A 21,412-nucleotide genomic window follows, 5' to 3' on the forward strand; every position below is an offset into this window, starting at 1 on the left:
TTCTGAGTCAGAAGAAAGTGGGAGGAGAAACGAGGAAGCCAATGAGAATGCCAGCAATGGAAAGAACGAATTTCTAGGGTATGCGGCCGACCCAGACTTCCAGCTGCGAGGCGGCTTTGCAAACCTGATGCTGGATGCTGCAGCCCCTTTGTTCGGCCTGGTGATGCGCCTGCGTACCCTGGACGCGTTGCCCAACATCAAGGACGTGCACCAACAGGTACGCAACCAGATCGACAACATTCGCGAGGAGATACGCCAGCACGGTTACGAACCCACTCAGTTGCTGGCCTATTCCTACGGCCTGTGTCTGTTCATCGATGAAGCAGTCATGGACAGGCCCTGGGGCAAGGCCAGCTGCTGGAGCCAGGTACCGCTGCTCAGCATCTTCCACGACGAAACCTGGGGTGGGGAGAAGATCTTCACGGTGCTCTCGCGCCTGATGCAGGAGCCCAAGCGTTACCAGGACGTGCTGGAGTTCATGTACTTCGCGTTATGCCTGGGCCTGAAGGGCAAGTACGCCATCGCGCCGAAAGGCGAAGAGTCACTGAATGGGCTTATTCACCAACTTCACGGGATCATCCGCGAACTGCGCGGCCCAGTGCCGGAATCGGTCGGCGATCCCTACACCAACGTCGCCCCACGCAATTTCCGCATGAACCGGCAATGGCCGTGGTGGAGCCCGCTGGTGATTTCCGCCATTGCCCTGGCGGTGGCCTACGGCATCTACAGCTACCGCCTGCACCTGATTACCACCGAAGTGCTGGAGTCGCTCAACGGCATTTTGCAGCAGTAAACAGCCGGCAACCGATGCAATTGAATTCAACGAATTGACGAGGCATTTGCTTCGTTGACAAGCCCATCGTTCCCGATGGCCACGCCACCCCGAGTGCGCGTGTTTATCCACATGGACGCAGGAGAGACTGCCATGCCAACACCCGCTTACATCAAGATCATTGGCCAAACTCAAGGCAACATTACCGCTGGCGCATTCACCGCCGACTCCGTTGGTAATGTTTACCAACAAGGCCATGAGGATGAAATCCTTGTGCAGGAAATCAATCATGAGGTCACTACGCCCACGGATCCACAAAGCGGCCAACCCAGCGGTCAGCGCGTACACAAGCCGTTCAAGTTCACCAGTTCGCTCAACAAAGCCACGCCGCTGATGTATCAAGCGCTGGCCACCGGCGAAATGCTGCCGACCGTCGAAGTCAATTGGTACCGCACCTCGACGGAAGGCAAACAAGAGCACTTTTTCACGACAAAGCTTGAGGATGCAACCATCGTTAGCATCAATACCGTCCTGCCCCACGCTCAAGACAAGGAGAACGAAAACTATACGCAGCTGATCGAGGTGGCACTGGCCTACAGGAAGATCATGTGGGAACACGGTGTAGCCGGTACCGCTGGCTCGGATGACTGGCGCGCACCAGCCGCCTGACAGTTGCGAATGCTCCGGGCGGGGTTACCTGCCCGGACTTTGTGTCACCTCAGACGGCGGACAAGGACTTCTCATGCCTAGCCAATCTGACTTGCGTTACAGCTTCCAACCCCTGGTTGGCCAAGCTGAATTCGAAGTGGTGTCGTTCGAACTCCGTGAGGGGATCAGCACGCCCTTCGAGTTGGAGCTGAAATTGATCAGCTTTGAAAACGATATCGACTTCGGCCACCTGCTCGACAAACCCGTGCTCTTCACCATCTGGGAAGGGGCACGCCCAGTGCGCTACGTGCACGGTCTGGTCAGTCGTTTCAGCCAGGCTGAAAGTGGCTTCTACCGCACCTACTATGACGCGCTGGTCGAGCCTCAACTGGCCCGTGCCAATCTGCGCTCAAACTGGCGCATCTTCCAACAAAAGACCGTCCCGCAAATTCTTGAATTGATGCTCCAGCGCCAGGGCATCAACCAGTACGAACTGCGCGCCAGCATGGACCATCAGGTCCGCGAGTTCTGCGTTCAGGCCGGTGAGACGGACCTGGCGTTCATCGCCCGCCTGGCTGCTGAAGAAGGCTTCGTCTACCGCTTTGCGCACAGTGAAAAGCTGCACAAGCTGATCATTACCGATCGGCTGCAATCATTCGGGCTGATCAGCCATGGGACCATCAAGGGCGAGGAGGAAGACGAGGGCTTCTTTGATGGCGACGAGCCTGTAGACCCAAATAGCGTGCTTTACCAAGCCAACAGCGGTGGCGATCAACCCATACCCTGCCTTCGTCGCTTGCGCTACAGCGAGCAGGTGCGCACCGCTCGCCAGGTGCAGCGTGACTACACCTTTACCAACCCCGCCTACCGCCAGGAGCACAGAGCCGCCGGGCCCTTCCTGGAACATCAGTCCAAAGAGTACGAATATTTCGATTACCCCGGCCGCTACAAGCGCGATGCCGTGGGCAAACCGTTCACTGAAAACCGCATCACCGCGCTGCGCCACGATGTGCGAGTCGCCGAAGTTGAGGGTGACGATGTTCGCCTACAACCAGGGCTGAGCTTCACGCTGACCGGACACCCCCGAGACGACCTCAATGCGCATTGGCGGGTGAACACCGTTACCCATAAAGGGAGCCAGTTCACCAGCCTGCAGGAAGAAGCTACCGGCTCCGATGTAAGCACGCGCTACGAACAGACCGCAGTGCTGATCCCCGGTCGCACTGAATGGCGCCCTACCCCACTGCCAAAACCACGCGTTGACGGCCCACACATGGCTACCGTGGTCGGCCCGAAAGGAGAAGAGATCTATTGCGATGAGTGGGGCCGGGTGAAAGTCAGCTTTCCCTGGGACCGCGAAAGCCTGAACAACGAGTTCAGCTCTTGCTGGGTGAGGGTTTCACAAGCCTGGGCGGGTGGCAGCTGGGGCGCGATGGCCATCCCGCGGATCGGCCAGGACGTGATCATCCAGTACGTCAACGGAGACCCCGACCAACCGATGATCACCGGGCGAACCTACTGCGGCAACCAGCTGCCGCCCTACGACCTGCCCGACCACAAGACCCGGATGACCATCAAAAGCCAGACCCACAAGGGGGATGGGTTCAACGAGCTGCGGTTTGAGGATGAGCTGGGGCGGCAAGAGGTGTTCATCCACGCCGAGAAAGACCAGAACAACGTCGTCAAGCATAACGAGACCACCTTCGTCGGCAATGACCGCAGCGAACGGGTCGACCACAACGAGTCCATCAGTATCGGCGCCAACAAGACGGAAACCATCACGCTGGCCAAGGCCCTGACCATTGGGGCCGGGTACCAGACCAGCGTCGGCGCGGCAATGAATACCACCGTCGGGCTCAGCCAAAGCGAGCAGGTGGGCATTCACAAGTCGGTGATAGTCGGCAACCGGTTCAGCATCACGGCCGGCGATGAACTGAGCATCACGGTGGGCAAATCCACGCTGGTGATGAAGGCCGACGGCACCGTGCTGATCAACGGCAGCAACTTTGACTTCAGTGCCACAGGGCCTGTGCAAATCAGCGGCAAGGATGTCGATCTCAACTGAAGGGGTAACCCAAGATGGAATTTCGCAACCTGACGCCCTTTGACGTCATGTGCTTCAGTGCACTGGATCTGCAGCACGCCGAACATCCCGTCATCGCCATGAAAGTTGGCTATCGCCTTCAGCCGGTAGGAGAGACACTAGGGCAATTCTCTGCTGCGGTCATGGATCGAGACCCCTTGCCGCTTTGCCGGGCCGACCGCTACTGGGGTGAAGAGGGCCACAGCAGCGTTCGTGAGGAAAGTGACCTCGCCCCGTTCAAGCCTCGCTGCGATGTAATCATCAATGGGCATGCGCATGCGCCCGGAGGCAACCCGACCGAATTCTGGGAGGCGGGGGTCCGCCTGACCGCCCCTGCACTGCGGCCGGTGCTGCACGTGGACCCTCCAAAACCATGGCGCCCGGGCGCTCCGCTGACACAAGAGCAGCTGTACGCCTGGCGTGACGCAAAGCGGGAAGCCGAGCACCGCATGGCGACTGCTCCGCGCCGACAGGTCTTCCTGGATAAGCACCTTCGCTTCTGTGGCCCACGTCGATTTGAAAAAAGGTTCTTCGGTTGGTCCCTCACCGATCCAGAGCCAGCTCTATCCGTACCGCTGCAGTGGGAGTATGCGTTCGGCGGAAGCAGCCTTATCTATACCAGCTTGCTTTGCAGTGCTCTGGGTGTTTCCCGCAGCGCATTTTATGACTGGGCGTATCGCCGCTCAAAACCTAATACCGAGCGTGATGCGCTCAGGGCAAAGGTTGTGCAGCTGCATGCTGAAAGCAGAGAAAGTGCCGGGGCGGCCCTTGGCAGGCACCCATTCTGACTTGAGCGTGCCGAAAAATCGCTCCATTGGTGCGTTGTCCCAGCATTGGCCTCTGCGGCTCATGCTTTGGGTTATGCCATGTCCAAGCAGCTCAGACTGGAAGCGTTGACTGGTGTATTGGCAGCCTTGATCCGAATGAAACATCAAACCCGCAGGGGCGCCCCGAACTTCCACTGCCATTCTCAGAGCCTTGGTGACCAGGTTGGCATCATTGACCAGAGAAAATGCCCAGCCAACGACCCGACGGGCAAACAGGTCAATGACTACGGCCAAGTGATACCAACGCTTCCCGACCATCAGGCTGGTAACGTCGCCGCACCAAACCTGATTGATGGCCGTTGGCTCGAAGTTGCGTTCGAGCAGGTTCTTGGCCACAAATGCCTCGACGCCCCTAGAGCGATATTGGTGGCGGGGAAAAGCAATAAAGAGAAGCGCTAGTACGCTAACGACAGCGGAAAAATCAATACAGAGGGTACCCTCCCCTCCCGCTGCCAAGCCAAACGGCCCCTACCGAGACGGGGCGAAAATTAAAGGATCCGCCGACAACAAGCCTTCACCACCTGAACGTCCAAGCTGGCGTGATTCAGAAACCGATGTAGCCAATAAACTTGAGGGAGACAACTATCGCACCCAAATTTCATTCAAAGATAGAATGGAAGTCCCTTACGGAACAAAGGGAAGTGTTCGACCAGAGCAATATAAACCCGGAAGTAGCATTGAAGTGAAGAATTACAATCTCGAAACCTCCGCAGGAAGTTTGTCGACCTGGGTGATATAGGCCACATTGGCCGCCGTGCCCACCACGCTGTGCACCAGACCCGACTCATCATCGACACCGATGTGCGCCTTCATGCCGAAGTAGTACTGGTTACCCTTCTTGGTCTGGTGCATTTCTGGGTCGCGTTTGCCGTCCTTGTTCTTGGTCGAACTCGGCACATTGATCAGCGTGGCATCGACGATGGTACCTTGGCGCAACGACAGGCCTTGATCACCCACATAGCCATTGATCACGGCCAGGATGCCAGCAGCCAGTTCGTGTTTCTCGAGTATGCGACTCACAAGACCGACAAGATCAAAGCTTGGCTGGCAGCACACCCGCGCTACCAGGTCCATTTCACACCGACGTCGGCGTCTTGGTTGAATAGGGTTGAGCGCTTTTTCTCTACGTTGAGTGAGAAATGGATCAAGCGGATGGAAATTATGAGCGTTATTTCTGAAACACCACACTAGTTAATAGCCGTCTGCCACCATCCGGGAAACATCTGCTGCACCCGCGCCTCGGCGAAGCGTTCGTCGATCAGCACCAGCACGCCTTGGTCCTGATCCCCGCGTATGACCCTGCCCGCCGCCTGAATGACCTTGCGCACGCCTGGGTACAGATAGGCATAGTCAAAACCGGCGCCAAACTGGCGCCCCAGGCGCTGCTTGAACTGTTCGTTGACGGGGTTGACCTGAGGCAGGCCGAGCGTGGCGACAAACGCCCCGATCAACCGTGTGCCGGGTAAATCCACCCCTTCCCCAAACGCCCCGCCCAGCACCGCAAAGCCAACGCCGCAGCCGTCCAGTACAAAACGATCGAGAAATGACTGACGCGCCGCTTCATCCATGCCCGCCGCTTGGGCCCAGTGCGGAATGTGGCCGTAACGCTCAGCCAACAAAGCGGCCACTTGCTGCAAGTATTCGAAGCTGCTGAAAAACGCCAGGTAGTTGCCGGGCTTGCGCTGATACTGCTCGGCGATCAGTTCGACAATCGGTGCCAGCGAGGCGTGGCGCTCACGATAACGGGTCGACACCTGGCTGGCGATGCGCACTTCGAGCTGCTCGGCGCGGAACGGCGCCGCCACTTCCAGCCAGGCCGTGTCGGCCGGCATGCCGAGCAGGTCACTGTAGAAATGCCGTGGGCTCAGCGTGGCGGAAAACAGCGTTACGCTGCGCGCCGCCTGCATGCGAGGCGCCAACAGCCGCGCCGGGGTGATATTGCGCAGGCACAGGGTCGCCAGCCGCCGCTTGCGCAGGCTGTCGCGCACGGTAATGTCGAAGATGAAATACTCGTCGAACAGTTCAGCGACCCGACTGAATTGCAACGCCTGGTAGAAAAACTGCAGCACCTGCGCATCCACCTCGGCAGGTGCCTGATTCAAGCGCTCCTGAATCAGCCCGATGCATTGCTGCAAGGCACGCAAGAAGGCATCCGGCAACTGCTCGCTGGCCTGATACGGCGCCCGCTGCTCTTTGTACAACGCGTTCCACTGCCGGTTGAGGCGGTCCAGCGCACTGCTCAACCCTTGTGGCTTGCTCTGGCGCAAGGCAAGCAACTGGCCTTGATCCAGGCTGGCGCTGTACATGCCTCGACCGCGCTCGACCAGGTTGTGCGCTTCGTCCACCAGCACCGCCACCCGCCATTGGTTGGCCTGGGCCAGGCTGAACAGCAAGGCATGGGCATCGAAGTAATAGTTGTAATCGGCCACCACCAGGTCCACCCAGCGGGCCATTTCCTGGCCTAAGTAGTACGGGCATACCTGATGCGCCAAGGCCACTTCGCGCAGCTGGGCACGGTCCAGCAAGGGCAACCCTGCCGCCGCCTCGCGGGCAGCGGGCAGGCGGTCGTAGAAACCCTGCGCCAAGGGGCAGGACTCGCCATGGCAGGCCTTGTCGGGGTGCTCGCAGGCCTTGTCACGGGCAATCAGCTCCAGGGTGCGCAAGGCCGGTTGCGGCGTGGCATCGGTAATCTGGCGCATGGCATCGAGCGCCAGCGCCCGGCCCGGTGTCTTGGCGGTGAGGAAGAACACTTTGTCGAGTTGCTGCGGCACCATCGCCTTGAGCAACGGGAACAAGGTACCCAGCGTCTTGCCGATGCCGGTACTGGCCTGCGCCATCAGGCAGCGGCCTGTGCTCACCGCCTTGTACAGGGTCTCGGCCAACTGGCGCTGGCCCTGGCGAAACTGTGCATAGGGGAAGCCCAGGGCCTGCAGACTGCGGTCGCGCTCGGCCAGGCGCTGTTGCTGATGCTCGGCCCAGCGCAGAAAGCGCCGGCACTGGGTCTCGAAGAAGGCTTGCAGCTCGGCAGCACTGTGGTGCTGGCTGATCAGCGTCTGGCCGTCACTGTCCACGTCCAGGTACACCAAAGCCACATCGATGGCCGGCAATTGCCGCGCCTGGCACATCAGCCAGGCATAGACCTTGGCCTGCGCCCAGTGCAGCTGACGATGGTTGGCCGGCTGGCGCGCGAGGTCGCCGCGGTAGGTCTTGATCTCTTCCAGGCGATTGCAGCTGGGGTCGTAACCGTCGGCGCGGCCTCGCACCCTGAGGCTTTCGAACTGGCCTTCGAGGGCAACTTCCGACTCATAGTCGGCGGCGCGCCGCGCCACCACCCGCCGATGCCCTTCCATGCCTTCCTGGGCGGTGGGCGATGGGGTGAAGCGCAGGTCCAGGTCGCCGACCTTGGCACTGAACTCGCACAAGGCGCGCACGGCTACGCTGTAGCTCACGCCGCCTCGCTCCAGCGCACATGGCACACCGCAACGGGCAGGCCCTGCGCACGGCAGAACTCCAGCCAGCGCGACTGGTTGTCTTGCAGGCGGTCGCCCGGCCCCTTGACCTCGACCATGCGATAACCGCCCTGCTCGGGCCAGAACTGGATCAGGTCGGGCATGCCGGCGCGGTTGTTGCGGATGTCCTGCAACAGCCGCAGAAAGCATTGCTTCAGATGGGCGGGCGGCAGGCAGGCCAGCGCCTGTTCAAGCAAGGTTTCGCTGAGCATGGGCCAGAACACGAACGGCGACTGCAGGCCTTGCTTGGCGGCATAGCAGTCGAGAATAGCCTGGCGATGGCTGCCATCGTCTAACCGCCCCAGGCAGCGCTCGAACTGGGCACTGCGCCGTTGCTGGAAGTCGCTGTCGTGCAAGTCCTGGGGGGCGGCCTGAAACGGGTTGAAGAACGCGCCCGGTACCGGCGCGAAAATCGCTTCCCAGCACAACAGGCCGAACAGGCTGTTGAACAACGTGTTTTCCACGTAATGAACCTGCCCTCCGGCCTCGGCCAAGTGTTGGCGAACGGCCTCCTCGACGCCCAGGGCGGCGTGCTCGCGGGGCAGCACCAGCTCGATCAGTTGCAGTTGCGCAGCGCGCTGGCGCCGTTGCGGCGGCCCGCCGAGCTTGCGCGCCAGGCGCGGCAGCATGCGTTCGAGCGCCTGCACCTCCAGCGCGTTGGCCGGGGCCGCAGCCAGTTGCAGGGCAAGCGCATGTGCCTGTGGCCACTGTTCGCTGCGCTCCAGCACGCGTACCTGGCGGATACGCGCCTGGGCATGGCTGCACTGGCCATACACGGCCATGGCCTGGTCCCAGTCACCCTGGCGTTCGCATTGCTGGCCCAGGGCGAACAGCAGGCGGGCATGGCGCCGGGCCAACCAGGGGTTGACACTGTGCAGCCCTGTCATCGCGTTGAGGATCGACAGCGGCTCGTCACCTTGCTCCAGCCGCTCGGCGCACTGGTGCAAGGCCATGGCCAGGTCGACCTCGGCGCGATGGCGCAGGGCCCGCGAATCGCTGCTGAAAGGCACGCGCTCGTAGCGCAACAGGCCAAGGTCGGCGAGTACGAAGTCCGACCAGTCCTGGTACAGGTTGCCGAAGAACAACAGGCGCATGCGGTCACACAACGGTTGCAGGCACCACTGGAAGACGCGCACGTCGCTGTCGGCAAACCACTGTGACAACGGCCGGGGCGCGAGCCCCAGGGGTTGCAGCTGTGCGAGCAGGTCGTGCTTGGCGGCCCGTGGGCGGCTCAACTGCCCGGCGAAGCACTGCGCCAACTCGTCCTTGCGCAGCATGGTGAACAGCTGTTCCAGCGCCAATTGTGCAGGCTCCCGCACCCACCCCAAGGCCTGCAGCGGCTGCAAGGCCTGCTCGGTATCGCCGACTTCGGCGTACACGAGCTTGTCACTGCGAAACAGCTCGCCCTTGCGCATGACCATACGCACCATCAGGGCCTGGGCGCAGCTGTCCAATTGGGCAAAGGCCTGGATGAACGCCAGCTCCTGCTCGTCGAGCAGGTCGTCATAGCGCTGTTCGACCCATGACAGCACCTGGCGGAAGTTGTGCAGGTAATAGAACGGGTCGTCGACGGAATGGGCAATCACGGGGCGAGGTCGGGCAGTGGAGAATGGATACTGGTTATACATACAGATAGCCGGACCTGGCAATAGCCGTAGGTCCGTTATGTTGTATGGGGGGCGGACTTGCGTCGCGAAAGGCCGCCCCACAGGGATCTGCGCACGCCCGATCGATTACTCGGTCACACCCGCCAGCGTCCCCGACTCGACCTTGGCACTGCCGATCGGCGCCTTCAGCAGCAGGAAGTAGGCCACCGCCGAGCACAGCGCCACGATCGCGCTGATCATGAACGCCGTGTTGAACGAGCCCGAGTACTGAATGCTGAAGCCGGTGACGATCGGTGCCACGGAGCCTGCAATGTAGCCGCCGAAGTTCTGGATCGAGCCGAATGACGCCACCCGTGGGCTGTCGACGATGGTGTTGACGATCATCCAGGCGGTGGCACTGGCCATGTTGATGCTGAACAGCGCCAGGCACAGCAGGATCACGCAGCCGGTCAGGCCGCTGACGTAGGACAACGGCAGGGTGAACAGCGCGGCCAGCACCAGGCCGGTGATGACGCTGAACTTGCGGCTGCCAAGGATGCTCATGCCCCGCTTGACCAGCAGGTCGCAGAAGCGCCCGGCTACGATCGTGCCCGCCGCGCCGAAGCCATAGGCCAGCGACACCACCCAGGCAGTCTTGTACAGGTCCAGCCCGTGCTCACGTTCGAAGTAACCGGGCAACCAGGTCAGGTGCAACCAGAGCATGTAGATCACGCCCATGAAGCCCAGTACCGCACCCCAGGTGCTGCGGTGCTTGAACAGGTCGAGCCAGCCCGCGAAGTACGAAGGCTTCGCCGCCTGCGGGATGGCCGTGGCTGGCGATTGCTTGTGCGCGTTCGGCAGCGGTTTGCCTTCGGCGGCGAGTTCAGCCAGGTACTGCGCCTTGCTCTTGTAGAAGGTCAGCCAGCACAGCGCCAGCACCACGCCGATCAGGCCGGTAATGATGAACATGCCACGCCAGCCGAAATTGACCATGAACAGGGTCAGCAAGGGCGGCGCCAGGCATGGGCCCAGGCAGGTCGAGGACCAGACGATGCCAGTCGGGGTACCGCGTTCATTGGCATCGAACCATTCGGACAAGGCCTTGGCCGCCGACGGGAACATCGGCGCCTCGCCAATCCCCAGCAACACACGCAGGCCCATGAAGCCGGCAAAGCTGTTGACCATGCCGAAAGTGGCCTGGGCCACCGACCAGGCCAGCAACGAGGCGCCCAGGGCGATCTTGCTGCCCAGGCGGTCGATGATCATGCCCATCGGCAACTGGGCAAAGGCGTAGGCGATGGAAAACGCCGACAACAGAATGCCCATCTGCGAGGGGCTGATCATCATGTCTTTCTGGATCGAGGTGTTGGCGATCGACAGCGCGCTGCGGTCCAGGTAGTTGACGATGCCGATCAACAGCAGGAACACAACGGTGAGGCGCTGATACTTCTTCATAGGGTTCATTGGGTGGCCTTTATTATTATTGTTGCAGCGCCTTCAGCGCCTTGGCGGTCCATCTATCCTGTTGCGTTCATCCCTGGGGCACGGCAGCCGTCAAGGCTGGCGTGCCGTCACCGCTGCTTCGAGCAGGCCGCGCCGGCTCAGGCTGTCGATCAGCGCGCGCAGGCCGAAGCCCCATTGCGGCGCCTGGTCGCTGGTGGTCACACGGTTGCACAAGGTACCCAGTTGCGCGTTGCTGATGGCGACCAGGTCGCCTGGCTTGTGGGTGAAGCCGTTGCCGGGCTGGTCGCGGTCCTGCTTGGGGGCGAACAGAGTACCGAGAAACAGCACCAGCCCGTCGGGATACTGGTGGTTTTCGTTGAGGGTCTGCTGCACCAGGTCTTGCGGGTCACGGCTGATCTGGCGCATGGAGCTGCGGCCAGAAAGGATGAAGCCGTCCTGGCCTTCGACACGCAAGTCCACTTCGGCGTTACGCACATCGTCCAGGCCAAAGCTTTCATCAAACAGGCGCAGCAATGGCCCCAGCGCGGTGGAGGCGTTGTTGTCCTTGGCCTTGGACAGCAGCAAGGCACTGCGCCCCTCGAAGTCGCGCAGGTTGACATCGTTACCCAGCATGGCGCCCTTGATGCTGCCGTCGCTCGATACCGCCAGCACCACTTCCGGCTCCGGGTTGTTCCAGCTGGACTTGGGGTGGATGCCGATGTCGGCGCCATGCCCGACCGCCGACAGCGGCTGCGCCTTGGTGAACACTTCGGCGTCCGGGCCAATGCCCACTTCCAGGTATTGCGACCACAGGCCCTGCTCCACCAGCACCTTGCGCAGCGCTTCGGCCTGGGCAGAACCCGGTATGATCTGCGAGAGGTCCGCACCGATGCGGCTGGCCAGGGTGTCGCGGATGGCATCGGCCTTGGCCGGGTCGCCCTTGGCCTGCTCTTCCACCACCCGCTCCAGCAGGCTGGCGGCAAAGGTCACACCGGCGGCCTTGACCGCTTGCAGGTCGATCGGCGCCAGCAGCCAGGGCAAACGTGCGTCACGCTGGTTGGGGTCGCTGTTGCGCAGCAACGCCGGCAGAGCGATCAACGCCTCGGGCAACGGCAGCGCGCGCAGATAAGCAACCGGGTCGGCCACTTCGAGCAAGGCCGAAACGGTCGCTACATGGGCGCTGATATCGTGCACGGCGCCCGCCTTGGCCAGCACCACGGCGGGGCCCTGATCGGGCAGCCAGACCCGGCCGACCCAGGTGCCGCTGTCGAACACGGCGATGTCGTGGCTTAGTTGCAGCGGTGGCGTTGCATTCGATTGGTCGGTCATGTGGGTACCCTTGTTGTCATTGTCATTCATTGAGCCAGCGCCTGCGAAAGTGGCGCCAGTTGCAACTGCCCAGCCAACTGGTCGAGGTCATCGAGCACGTGCGCCGACAGGCTCACCCCCTCCTCCAGCGCGTGTCGGCGCAAGGCCAGGCCGGCCTGCCCTGGCAGGCGTACCGGGCGTTCGGGGTCTACCGGGCGGCTGGCGAGGACCAATTGGCCGAGGAAGCTGGTTTCGTCGGTGAATGCTTGCAGGCCGCCGAAAAAGCGCGGGTCGATGACCACGGCGGTGGCCGACGCGCCCCACTGGTCCGGGGCGTCCTTGCGGCCATGGCCGGCCAGCCCCGAGGTCAGCGCCTCGACCAGAATCGCCAAGGCAAAGCCCTTGTGACCAAAGGCCTGGCCGCCCAGCGGCAGGATGCTGCCCTGCGGCTGGCTGAAGAAGTCGCGCGGGTCATCGCTCAGTTGGCCGTCGTTACTCATCAGCACCGGTTGCGGCAGCTTGCTGCCGGCATCACGGCACTGGCCGACCAGGCCCAGGGTCACGGTGGACATGCTCACATCCAGCAGGATCGGCTCGCCCTGGGTCGGTATGCCGGCGGCAATCGGGTTGGGCGTGAACACCGGGTCGACCCCGCCATGGGCACAGACCAGCCCCACCGACGGGTCCGACGAATACACCAGGGCCACCAGGCCACGGTCGGTGTAGGGTTTCAGGTACGCTGCCAGGCAGCCGATGTGCGCGGCCCGGCGCACCACAGCAATGCCGATGCCCTGTGCACTGGCCCCTGTGGCCGCGCAGTCGAGGGCGCGGCTGACGCAGTACGGGCCGAGCAGGTAATGGCCGTCGAACAGGCTGGAGACCCCGCTGTCCGACACCTGCTCCAGCGCCTGGGCTTGCGCCTTGACCTGCCCGCTGAGCATGCCGCCGATATAGCGGCTGACCAGGTTCAGGCCATGGGTGCGATGGCCCAGCAATTCGCCTTCGAGCAGCACCTGGGTCACCACCTGGGCGACCTCGGCATCGGCACCTGCTTTTTCGAACAGTTGCTCGACGAATGCAGTGATTGCCTGCACGTCGTAGCGTCTGGTTTGAGTCATGCCTGGCACTCCACGATCAGTTCAGGGCCGCGCGGCTTGGCTTGCCATCGACCAGGCGCTGGATGCCCAGCGGGTTGGCGTTCTGCAAGGCGGCGGGCAGCAAGGCATCCGGCACGTTCTGGTAGCACACCGGGCGCAGGAAGCGGTCGATGGCCAGGGTGCCGACCGAGGTACCACGGGCGTCCGAAGTGGCCGGATACGGGCCACCGTGCACCATCGCATCGCTCACCTCGACCCCGGTGGGGTAGCCGTTGAGCAGAACGCGACCGACTTTCTCTTCCAACGCACCGAGCAGATGGCCGTAGCCCGCGAGGTCCGCATCGTCCGCCAGCAGCGTGGCGGTCAATTGCCCGCGCAAGGCCGCGACCGCACGCAGCAGCTCGGCGTCGTCGGCTACCTGAACCACTACCGTGCAAGGGCCGAACACTTCTTCCTGAAGCAGCTCGTCCTGCTCCAGTAGCAGGCTGACAGCGGCCTCGAACAGGTGCGGCTGGGCCTGGTTACCCTGTTGCGCCAGGCCACTCAACCGCTTCACCCCCGGGTGGGCAGCCAAGGCCTGCAGGCCTTTGCCGTAGCTGTTCAAGGTGCCGGCGTTGAGCATGGTCTGTGGCGCTTGGTCAGCCATGTGCCCGGCCAACTGCTCGATGAAAGCATTGAACGCCGGTGAGCGAATGCCCAGGACCAGGCCCGGGTTGGTGCAGAACTGGCCACAGCCCTGCACCACCGAAGCGGTGAGTTCCTTGGCCAGTTGCGCGCCACGTTTGGCCAAGGCCTGAGGCAGTACCAGCACCGGGTTGATACTCGACATTTCGGCGAACACCGGGATCGGCTGGGGCCTTGCCGCCGCCATGTCGCACAGCGCACGCCCGCCCTTGAGCGAACCGGTGAAGCCCACTGCCTGGATGCCAGGGTGCTTGACCAGTGCCTCGCCAACGCCGCCACCGAAGATCATGTTGAACACACCGGCCGGCATGCCGGTGCGTTCAGCGGCCCGGGTCACGGCCTCGGCGACCCGCTCGGCGGTGGCCATATGGCCGCTGTGGGCCTTGAAAACGACCGGGCAACCGGCCGCCAGGGCCGCTGCGGTGTCCCCCCCCGCCGTGGAGAACGCCAGGGGGAAGTTGCTGGCCCCAAATACCGCCACCGGGCCTACGCCAATGCGGTACTGGCGCAAGTCAGGGCGTGGCAGAGGCGTACGGGCAGGCAGCGCCTGGTCGATGCGGGCGCCATAGAAGTCACCCCGGCGCAGCACCTGGGCGAACAGGCGCATCTGCCCGCTGGTACGGCCGCGCTCGCCGAGGATACGGGCCGTTGGCAGGGCCGTTTCCTGGCAGGTCAAGGCGATGAAGTCTTCGCCGAGGGCGTCGAGCTCGTCGGCAATGGCCTCCAGGAACTCGGCGCGGCGCACGGATGCCAGGTTGCGAAACAGCGGGAAGGCCGCAGTGGCAGCATTCACGGCGTTATCGACCTCGGCCAGGGTAGCCTGGTGGAAAGCGACCGGCAGGCGTTCACCGGTGTGGGCATCGACGCTGTAGACCAGGGTCTGGCCCCGAGCGCTGCGCTGGCCGGCAATGAAGTTGTATCCGCTAACGTGCATAGGGGTTGCCTCAAAAATCAGGAATGGGCTGTCGATCAGGTCACGGCGCCGATCTGCCAGGGCACGAACTCGTTCTGCCCGTAGCCGTGCTGTTCGCTTTTGCTGCGCGCGCCGGACGCGATGCGCAGCATCTGTTCGAAGATGTACGCGCCGCGTTCTTCGATGCTGGTGGAGCCATCGGCGATGCCACCGCAGTTGACGTCCATGTCTTCTTCCTGGTGCTCGAACACCCGGTTGTTGGTCGCCAGCTTGATGGACGGTGCCGGCGCGCAGCCGTAGGCCGAGCCGCGGCCGGTGGTGAAGGCGATCAGGTTGGCGCCGCCAGCGACTTGGCCAGTGGCCGAGACCGGGTCGTAGCCTGGCGTGTCCATGAACACCAGGCCCTGGGCCCGCACCGCTTCTGCGTACTGGTAGACATCGACCAGGTTGCTGGAACCGGCCTTGGCCACCGCGCCCAGCGACTTCTCGAGGATGGTGGTGAGGCCACCGGCCTTGTTGCCGGCCGAAGGGTTGTTGTTCAGTTCGGCATTCATGCGCTGGCAGTAGTCTTCCCACCAGTGGATGCGGGCGACCAGCTTCTCGCCCACCTCACGGCTGACCGCGCGACGGGTCAACAGGTGCTCCGCGCCATAGATTTCAGGTGTTTCGGAAAGGATCGCCGTACCACCGGCGGCCACCAGGCGGTCGACGGCATTGCCCAACGCCGGGTTGGCGGTGATCCCCGAGTAGCCATCGGACCCACCACATTGCAGGCCGACGATCAGGTGGCGCGCACTGACCGCCTCGCGCTCCACCTGGTTGGCCTCGGCCAGTAGCCCCTTGACCTGCTCGATGCCGGCGGCGATGGTCTTCGAGGTGCCACCGATGCCTTGGATGGTAAAGGCGCGCAACTGGGTGCTGGTGGTCAGCCCCTGAGTTTCGAGCAGGCTTTCGATCTGGTTGGTTTCGCAGCCAAGGCCGATGATCAGCACGGCAGCGAAATTGGCGTGTACGGCGTAACCCGCCAGGGTGCGACGCAACAAGCCCAGCGCCTCGCCAGAGGGGTCGACCGCGCAGCCGGCGCCGTGGGTCAATGCCACCACGCCATCGATATTGGGGTAGTCGGCCAGGGCTTCGGGGTGAATATCGCGGCGAAAGTGGTCGGCCACGGCCCGTGCCACGGTCGCCGAGCAGTTCACCGAGGTGAGAATGCCGATGTAGTTGCGGGTGGCCACCCGCCCGTCGGCACGCACGATGCCCTCGAACACCGCCTCACGGCTCGGCGTGCTGCGGGCATCGACGCCAAAGGCATAGTCACGGGCGAAATCGCCCATCTGCACGTTGTGGACGTGTACATGGTCGCCAGCGTCGATGGGCTGGGACGCAAAACCGATGATCTGGCCATAGCGGCGCAGGGGCTGGCCCTGTTCCACACGCTGCGTGGCCACTTTGTGCCCCGAGGGGATCGCCTGGCGCACGGTGATCGCCTCGGCGTCCAGGTGCAGGCCTTCAGGCAAGGCCTGGCGGGCGATAAGGACGTTGTCCAGCGGGTTGAGGCGGATGACGGCAAGGTCACCGGATCGGGCAATCAGTTGCATGGGACCTCTCAGGGCGGTGCGGCTGACTTCTTGTTATGGCGACGCCCGTTCGATGCCGGGCGAATCTGCGACCACTGTAAGAAGCCTTGCGCAACATTCCCAATGAGATGATCCGATCACGCGATAACCCTGGGTTATCGATAACGCCTCTCAGCGGTCATTTATCAATCGCTTGGCGCACCTGGCGCGTCACGCCGTTGCTGCGCGAAGTCGAGCAGAATGTCGACGAACTCCCGGGCCGACGGGGTCAGCGGCTCGTCCTTGCGGGTGACGATGCCGTATTCCAGTGCCGGCAAGTGCAAGGGGCTTTGCAACTCCTTGAACTGGCCGCTGTTGAGTTGCGCGGCGACCATCGACCTGGGCAGCATGGCGATCATCGGGCCGGACTGCAGCAACTGCAGGAACATCGGCATCGAAATGGTCTCGACGCTGTCCGCCGGCGTGGCAATGCCGGCAACCCTGAACGCCTGCTCCAGGCGGTTGCGGATCGGCGTACCCACGGGGTACAGCACCCAAGGCCAGTCACCCAGGGCCTCCAACGGGGTGCTGGCAAGGGCATTGAGTGGGTGGTGGCTGTTGACCACCAGGCTGAAGGGCTCGGGCTCCAGGGGCTGATAATCGAACAACTGGCTGAAGCGCTCCTCGGTGAAGCGGCCGATCATGATGTCGAGCTTGTTCTGCTCCAGCATGGCCAGCAGATGGTCACTGGAGTGCTCCACCACTTCGATCGACAGCAACGGGCTGCGCGCCTTGATGGCGGCAATCGCCTGGGGCAGCACCACGGGGGTAGCCGCGAAGATACCGCCAACCCGGATAAACCCATGCCCGCCTTTGCGCAGCCGGTTGACCTGGTCGACGAACTGCTGCGAGTCGGCCAGCACCCCCTGGGCGTAGCGCACCACGTACTCGCCAAGCTCGGTAGGCGGCATGCTGCGTGGCAGGCGCTCGAACAAAGCGAAGCCGAACTGCTCTTCCAGGTCCCGCAGCATCTTGCTCAGGGCCGGTTGGCTGAGGTTCATGCGGGTGGCGGTGGCGTGCATGTTGCGGGTGCGTGCCAGGGTGTCGATCAGCACCAGGTGCTTGAAGCGGACCCAGTTGCAGAAGCTGGAATGGGTAATGTCCGACGGCATCAGAGGGCAACCTCGAAAAGGTGTGAAGGCATGGCTATTGCGCCCGCAGGTACTGCAGCAAGCGGTCCAGGGCCACGGAATTGGGCCGCGAGCGCAGGGTCAGCAAGCCCAGGTTGGCCATGCTGATCGGCAACTCCACCGGCAGGATGGCGACCATGCCGTAGCGCGCGTAGTGCTGGGCCACATCGTTGGGCACCACGGCAATCATTTCGGAGGCTTCGAGCATGGCGGTGGTGGCCAGGATCGAGGCGGTTTCGACGATGTCCAGCGATTGCACCATGCCGCCCGCCTGCAAGGCGCTCTCGACCCGCCGGCGCATGGGGCTGCCGATGGGGTGCAGGATCCAGGTCAGGGCCACCAGGTCTGCCAGCTGCAATGCCTTGGCATTGGCCAACGGGTGCCCGGCGCGAGCGATCACGCGCATCTGCTCACCGCCTTCGAACAGTTCGATGTTCAGGTCCTGGCTGTCGCTCTGGTCTGGCAGGCGCCCGACCACCATGTCGAAATCACCGCGCAACAGCGCCGGCAGCAAGGTGTCGCTGGTCCCGACTTCAAGGGAGATCCGCACCTTTGGGTGGTCGCGCTTGTAGGCCAGCACCGCCTTGGTCAGCAGGCCGGGCACCGGCCCCATGACACTGCCCACCCGGACCAGGCCCGAGGCACCGCGGGCCAGCTCGGCGATCTGGGCCTGGGCATGCTCGAACTCGTGCAGCGCGTTCTGCGCATAGCGAATCATCACCTCGCCATACAGCGTCGGCTGCATGCCGCGCGGCAGGCGCTCGAACAGGCGCACGCCCAGGCGTTCTTCCAGTTGCTGCAACAGAAGGCTGGCCGCCGGTTGCGTGGTGTGCATGGCCGCAGCGGCGCGGCGCAGATTGCCAAATTCGCCCAGTGCGTTGAGCAAGGTGATCTGGCGGCTGGAAATCTTCAATGTGCCGAGAGATTGCGTCAGCGGCGGCGTGTTCGGGGGCATCTGAGACATATCAATTTCGATATCCCTACTTAGGAATTGGCGATTATGCCTGTATCGCTCGACAACCTACAGTCAGGTCTCCCACTGCCCGACCAGAACAAGAGTCCGCCATGAGCATACGCATTACCCACCTGAGCGTTCGTGACATCCGCTTCCCGACGTCGCTGTCGCTGGACGGCTCCGACGCCATGAACAGCGCCCCTGACTACTCGGCCGCCTACGTCGTGCTGCACACCGACGCCGCTGCCCTGGAAGGCCACGGCCTGACCTTCACCATCGGCCGCGGCAACGAGATCTGCGCGGCGGCGGTGCAGTCGCTGGCACCTATGATCGTTGGCCAGACCCTGGAAGACATCACCGCCGACATGGGCGCGTTCTGGCACCGCTTCACCGTCGGCGACAGCCAGCTGCGCTGGCTGGGCCCGGAAAAAGGCGTGATCCACCTGGCCACGGCGGCCATCATCAACGCCATTTGGGACCTGTGGGCCAAGCACGAAGGCAAACCGGTGTGGAAACTGCTGGCCGACATGACCCCTGAGCAACTGGTACGTTGCCTGGACTTCAGCTACGTGACCGACGTGCTGACCCCCGAAGAGGCCATCGCCCTGCTCCGCCGCCAGGCGCCAGGCAAGGCCCAGCGCGAAGCGCAAATGCTGCGCGAAGGCTACCCCGGCTACACCACCGCACCCGGCTGGCTCGGCTACAGCGAAGAGAAGATGCGCCAACTGGCACGTGAGGCGGTGGCGGACGGCTGGACCCACATCAAGCAGAAAATCGGCGCTGACCTTGAAGAAGACATCCGCCGCGCCAGCATCCTGCGCGACGAAATTGGCTGGGAACGCACCCTGATGATGGACGCCAACCAGGTCTGGAGCGTCGATGAGTCGGTGGCCAACATGCGCCGCCTGGCGGCGTTCGAGCCACTGTGGATCGAAGAACCCACCAGCCCGGACGACATCCTCGGCCACGCCGCCATCCGCCAGCGCATCGCACCGATTGGCGTGGCTACCGGTGAGCACTGCCACAACCGGGTGATGTTCAAGCAGATGTTCCAGGCCGGCGCGCTGGACTTCTGCCAGCTGGACGCAGCCCGCCTGGGTGGCCTCAACGAGGTGCTGATCGTGCTGCTGATGGCCGCCAAGTACGATGTGCCGGTCTGCCCGCATGGCGGCGGGGTCGGGCTGTGCGAATATGTGCAGAACATTGCCTTGTTCGACTACATCGCCGTGTCGGCCTCGCTGCACAACCGGGTGCTGGAATACGTCGATCACCTGCACGAACACTTCCTCGACCCGGTGGTGATCCGTCGCGGTCGCTACATGCCACCGCAGCGCCCGGGCTACAGCATCGAAATGCACGCTGAGACCCTGGAGCGCTACCAGTACCCCAATGGCGCGGTGTGGCTCGACATCCACCGTTCCTGACCTACCCACCTTGGTGTGCCGCCATTGTCGCGGCACACCACCAGCACTTTTCACGGGGAAAAAACAATGACAATCCTCACTGGCACGACAGCGGCCGCCGCGCCTGCCGTCGCTACCGAACAGCGCCTTAACGGCCTGTTGCTGCGCAAACTGATGCCGCTGCTTATCGTCGTCTACGTGATGAGCTTTCTCGACCGCACCAACATCGCCCTGGCCAAGGCCAGCATGGGCATCGACCTGGGCCTGTCGGCGGCGGCCTACGGGCTGGGCGCGGGCTTGTTCTTCCTGACCTATGCCTTGGCCGAAGTGCCGAGCAACCTGATCATGCACCGGGTCGGCGCGCGCTTCTGGATCACCCGCATCATGATTACCTGGGGCCTGCTCTCGGCGGGCATGGCGTTCGTCCAGGGCGAAACCTCGTTCTACATCATGCGCCTGCTGCTGGGGGTGGCCGAGGCCGGCCTGTTCCCTGGTGTCATGCTGTACCTGACGTACTGGTTCGACCGCGAACAGCGTGCCCGTGCCACCGGCTACTTCCTGCTGGGGGTATGCGTGGCCAACATCCTCAGCGGGCCGCTGGGCGGCGCCCTGCTGGAAATGGACGGCGTGCTGGGCTGGCACGGCTGGCAATGGCTGTTCGTGCTCGAAGGCCTGCCTGCGGTGGCCCTGGCCTACGTGGTGTGGAAAAAACTGCCCGATGGCCCGGCATCGGCGCCCTGGCTGTCAGCCGCCGATGCCCAGGACATCGAGCGCCGCCTGAACGCCGAACGGGCTGCGGCGCCGCAACACAGCAAGCTGGGGCAGATGTTTCGCGACAAGCAGATCTGGTTGGCGATCGCGGTGTATTTCGTGCACCAGATCACCATCTACACGGTGATCTTCTTCTTGCCTGGCATCATCGGCACCTATGCCGCGCTGTCGCCCTTCCAGGTCGGGTTACTGACCTCCGTGCCGTGGATTGCCGCCGCCATTGGCGCTGCGACATTCCCCCGCCTGGCGACCTCGCCCAATCGTTGCCGCACCCTGCTGTTCTTCGGGTTGCTGACCATGTCGGCCGGGCTGCTGCTCGCCTCGCTGTCCAGTTCGTTCATCGGCCTGATCGGGTTTTCGCTGACCGCGCTGATGCTGTTCGTGGTGCAGTCGATCATCTTCGTCTTCCCCTCCAGCCGCTTGAGCGGCAACGCGCTGGCGGCGGGCCTGGCCTTCGTCACCACGTGCGGCCTGTTTGGCGGCTTCGTCGGGCCGTCGGTGATGGGCCTGATCGAGCAGGCAACCGGCAGCACCCGCAACGGCTTGTGGATCATCGCCTCGATGCTGGTACTGGCGGCATTGATCAGCACCCGCTTGCGCCAGGGGCAGGAACAGTAGGCAGACGGGCACCCGCAACAGGGGCCGCAAAGTGGCCCCTGTTACCAGT

At 63.1% G+C, this 21,412-nt stretch carries 14 protein-coding genes and 4 pseudogenes; 7 read left to right on the forward strand and 11 right to left on the reverse strand.

Going from position 1 to position 21,412, the window contains the following annotated elements; all coding sequences use genetic code 11:
• Positions 1-76: 76 nt before the first annotated feature.
• The 4 genes and pseudogenes from icmH to NP534_RS04895 all read left to right on the forward strand — a co-directional run.
• Positions 77-793: pseudogene (icmH, locus tag NP534_RS04880) on the forward strand (type IVB secretion system protein IcmH/DotU); the annotation flags it as partial.
• Positions 794-925: 132 nt separating this feature from the next.
• A complete protein-coding gene (locus NP534_RS04885; RefSeq protein WP_274097962.1) occupies positions 926-1,441 on the forward strand; it encodes an Hcp family type VI secretion system effector in 516 nt (171 codons plus the stop codon).
• Between the two features lie 73 nt (positions 1,442-1,514).
• Positions 1,515-3,485 (forward strand): type VI secretion system Vgr family protein, encoded by a 1,971-nt coding sequence (locus NP534_RS04890; RefSeq protein WP_274097963.1) that lies wholly within the window; start codon positions 1,515-1,517, stop codon positions 3,483-3,485.
• A 47-nt stretch (positions 3,486-3,532) separates the two neighbouring features.
• The gene (locus NP534_RS04895; RefSeq protein WP_274097976.1) at positions 3,533-4,291 is read left to right on the forward strand and encodes a DUF2169 domain-containing protein; all 759 of its coding nucleotides are present in this window, start codon (positions 3,533-3,535) and stop codon (positions 4,289-4,291) included.
• On the opposite strand, the pseudogene NP534_RS04900 reads toward NP534_RS04895, so the two are convergent.
• Both NP534_RS04900 and NP534_RS04905 read right to left on the reverse strand, forming a co-directional pair.
• Positions 4,268-4,657 (reverse strand): annotated as a pseudogene (locus NP534_RS04900) (IS3 family transposase); the annotation flags it as partial. The gene NP534_RS04895 and the pseudogene NP534_RS04900 overlap by 24 nt on opposite strands.
• 387 nt (positions 4,658-5,044) lie before the next feature.
• A pseudogene (locus NP534_RS04905) lies at positions 5,045-5,344 on the reverse strand (transposase); the annotation flags it as partial.
• Between NP534_RS04905 and NP534_RS04910 the strand changes: the two are divergent.
• Positions 5,270-5,482: pseudogene (locus tag NP534_RS04910) on the forward strand (transposase); the annotation flags it as partial. The pseudogenes NP534_RS04905 and NP534_RS04910 sit on opposite strands and share 75 nt — an antisense overlap.
• A gap of 35 nt (positions 5,483-5,517) precedes the next feature.
• Here NP534_RS04910 and NP534_RS04915 read toward each other — a convergent pair.
• The 9 genes from NP534_RS04915 to NP534_RS04955 all read right to left on the reverse strand — a co-directional run bounded on the left by NP534_RS04915 (position 5,518) and on the right by NP534_RS04955 (position 18,580).
• The gene (locus NP534_RS04915; protein WP_274097964.1) at positions 5,518-7,779 is read right to left on the reverse strand and encodes an ATP-dependent DNA helicase; all 2,262 of its coding nucleotides are present in this window, start codon (positions 7,777-7,779) and stop codon (positions 5,518-5,520) included.
• Positions 7,776-9,425, reverse strand: coding sequence for a VRR-NUC domain-containing protein (locus NP534_RS04920; RefSeq protein ID WP_274097965.1), 1,650 nt, complete (start codon positions 9,423-9,425; stop codon positions 7,776-7,778). The genes NP534_RS04915 and NP534_RS04920 overlap by 4 nt, the downstream gene beginning before the upstream one ends.
• Positions 9,426-9,572: 147 nt before the next feature.
• Positions 9,573-10,880 (reverse strand): MFS transporter, encoded by a 1,308-nt coding sequence (locus NP534_RS04925; protein WP_050506068.1) that lies wholly within the window; start codon positions 10,878-10,880, stop codon positions 9,573-9,575.
• Between the two features lie 99 nt (positions 10,881-10,979).
• The gene (locus NP534_RS04930) at positions 10,980-12,197 is read right to left on the reverse strand and encodes a fumarylacetoacetate hydrolase family protein (RefSeq protein WP_274097977.1); all 1,218 of its coding nucleotides are present in this window, start codon (positions 12,195-12,197) and stop codon (positions 10,980-10,982) included.
• Between the two features lie 26 nt (positions 12,198-12,223).
• Positions 12,224-13,294: an Ldh family oxidoreductase gene (locus NP534_RS04935; RefSeq protein ID WP_274097966.1), complete on the reverse strand. Its 1,071-nt coding sequence runs from the start codon at positions 13,292-13,294 to the stop codon at positions 12,224-12,226.
• Between the two features lie 16 nt (positions 13,295-13,310).
• Positions 13,311-14,891: an aldehyde dehydrogenase (NADP(+)) gene (locus NP534_RS04940; RefSeq protein ID WP_274097967.1), complete on the reverse strand. Its 1,581-nt coding sequence runs from the start codon at positions 14,889-14,891 to the stop codon at positions 13,311-13,313.
• 35 nt (positions 14,892-14,926) lie between these two features.
• A complete protein-coding gene (locus NP534_RS04945; protein ID WP_274097968.1) occupies positions 14,927-16,468 on the reverse strand; it encodes a UxaA family hydrolase in 1,542 nt (513 codons plus the stop codon).
• 164 nt (positions 16,469-16,632) lie between these two features.
• Entirely contained in the window at positions 16,633-17,598 is a 966-nt protein-coding gene (locus NP534_RS04950) for a LysR family transcriptional regulator (RefSeq protein WP_274097969.1), read from the reverse strand.
• A 34-nt stretch (positions 17,599-17,632) separates the two neighbouring features.
• Positions 17,633-18,580 (reverse strand): LysR family transcriptional regulator, encoded by a 948-nt coding sequence (locus NP534_RS04955; RefSeq protein ID WP_274097970.1) that lies wholly within the window; start codon positions 18,578-18,580, stop codon positions 17,633-17,635.
• Between the two features lie 101 nt (positions 18,581-18,681).
• Here NP534_RS04955 and NP534_RS04960 point away from each other — a divergent pair, with 101 nt between their 5' ends.
• Complete coding sequence (locus tag NP534_RS04960; RefSeq protein ID WP_274097971.1) at positions 18,682-19,995, forward strand: L-fuconate dehydratase; 1,314 nt, start codon at positions 18,682-18,684, stop codon at positions 19,993-19,995.
• A 66-nt stretch (positions 19,996-20,061) separates the two neighbouring features.
• Entirely contained in the window at positions 20,062-21,363 is a 1,302-nt protein-coding gene (locus tag NP534_RS04965; protein ID WP_274097972.1) for an MFS transporter, read from the forward strand.
• The last annotated feature ends 49 nt before the right edge of the window (positions 21,364-21,412 follow it).

Source organism: Pseudomonas sp. 39004 (assembly GCF_028682155.1).
In the GTDB taxonomy this organism is placed as follows: Bacteria; Pseudomonadota; Gammaproteobacteria; order Pseudomonadales; family Pseudomonadaceae; genus Aquipseudomonas; species Aquipseudomonas capeferrum.

Coding starts and splice junctions, on each gene's coding strand:
- NP534_RS04885 (WP_274097962.1), top strand. CDS start 926: ATGCCAACACCCGCTTACATCAAGATCATTGGCCAAACTCAAGGCAAC.
- NP534_RS04890 (WP_274097963.1), top strand. CDS start 1,515: ATGCCTAGCCAATCTGACTTGCGTTACAGCTTCCAACCCCTGGTTGGC.
- NP534_RS04895 (WP_274097976.1), top strand. CDS start 3,533: ATGTGCTTCAGTGCACTGGATCTGCAGCACGCCGAACATCCCGTCATC.
- NP534_RS04925 (WP_050506068.1), bottom strand. CDS start 10,880: ATGAAGAAGTATCAGCGCCTCACCGTTGTGTTCCTGCTGTTGATCGGC.
- NP534_RS04930 (WP_274097977.1), bottom strand. CDS start 12,197: ATGACCGACCAATCGAATGCAACGCCACCGCTGCAACTAAGCCACGAC.
- NP534_RS04935 (WP_274097966.1), bottom strand. CDS start 13,294: ATGACTCAAACCAGACGCTACGACGTGCAGGCAATCACTGCATTCGTC.
- NP534_RS04940 (WP_274097967.1), bottom strand. CDS start 14,891: ATGCACGTTAGCGGATACAACTTCATTGCCGGCCAGCGCAGCGCTCGG.
- NP534_RS04945 (WP_274097968.1), bottom strand. CDS start 16,468: ATGCAACTGATTGCCCGATCCGGTGACCTTGCCGTCATCCGCCTCAAC.
- NP534_RS04950 (WP_274097969.1), bottom strand. CDS start 17,598: ATGCCGTCGGACATTACCCATTCCAGCTTCTGCAACTGGGTCCGCTTC.
- NP534_RS04955 (WP_274097970.1), bottom strand. CDS start 18,580: ATGTCTCAGATGCCCCCGAACACGCCGCCGCTGACGCAATCTCTCGGC.
- NP534_RS04960 (WP_274097971.1), top strand. CDS start 18,682: ATGAGCATACGCATTACCCACCTGAGCGTTCGTGACATCCGCTTCCCG.
- NP534_RS04965 (WP_274097972.1), top strand. CDS start 20,062: ATGACAATCCTCACTGGCACGACAGCGGCCGCCGCGCCTGCCGTCGCT.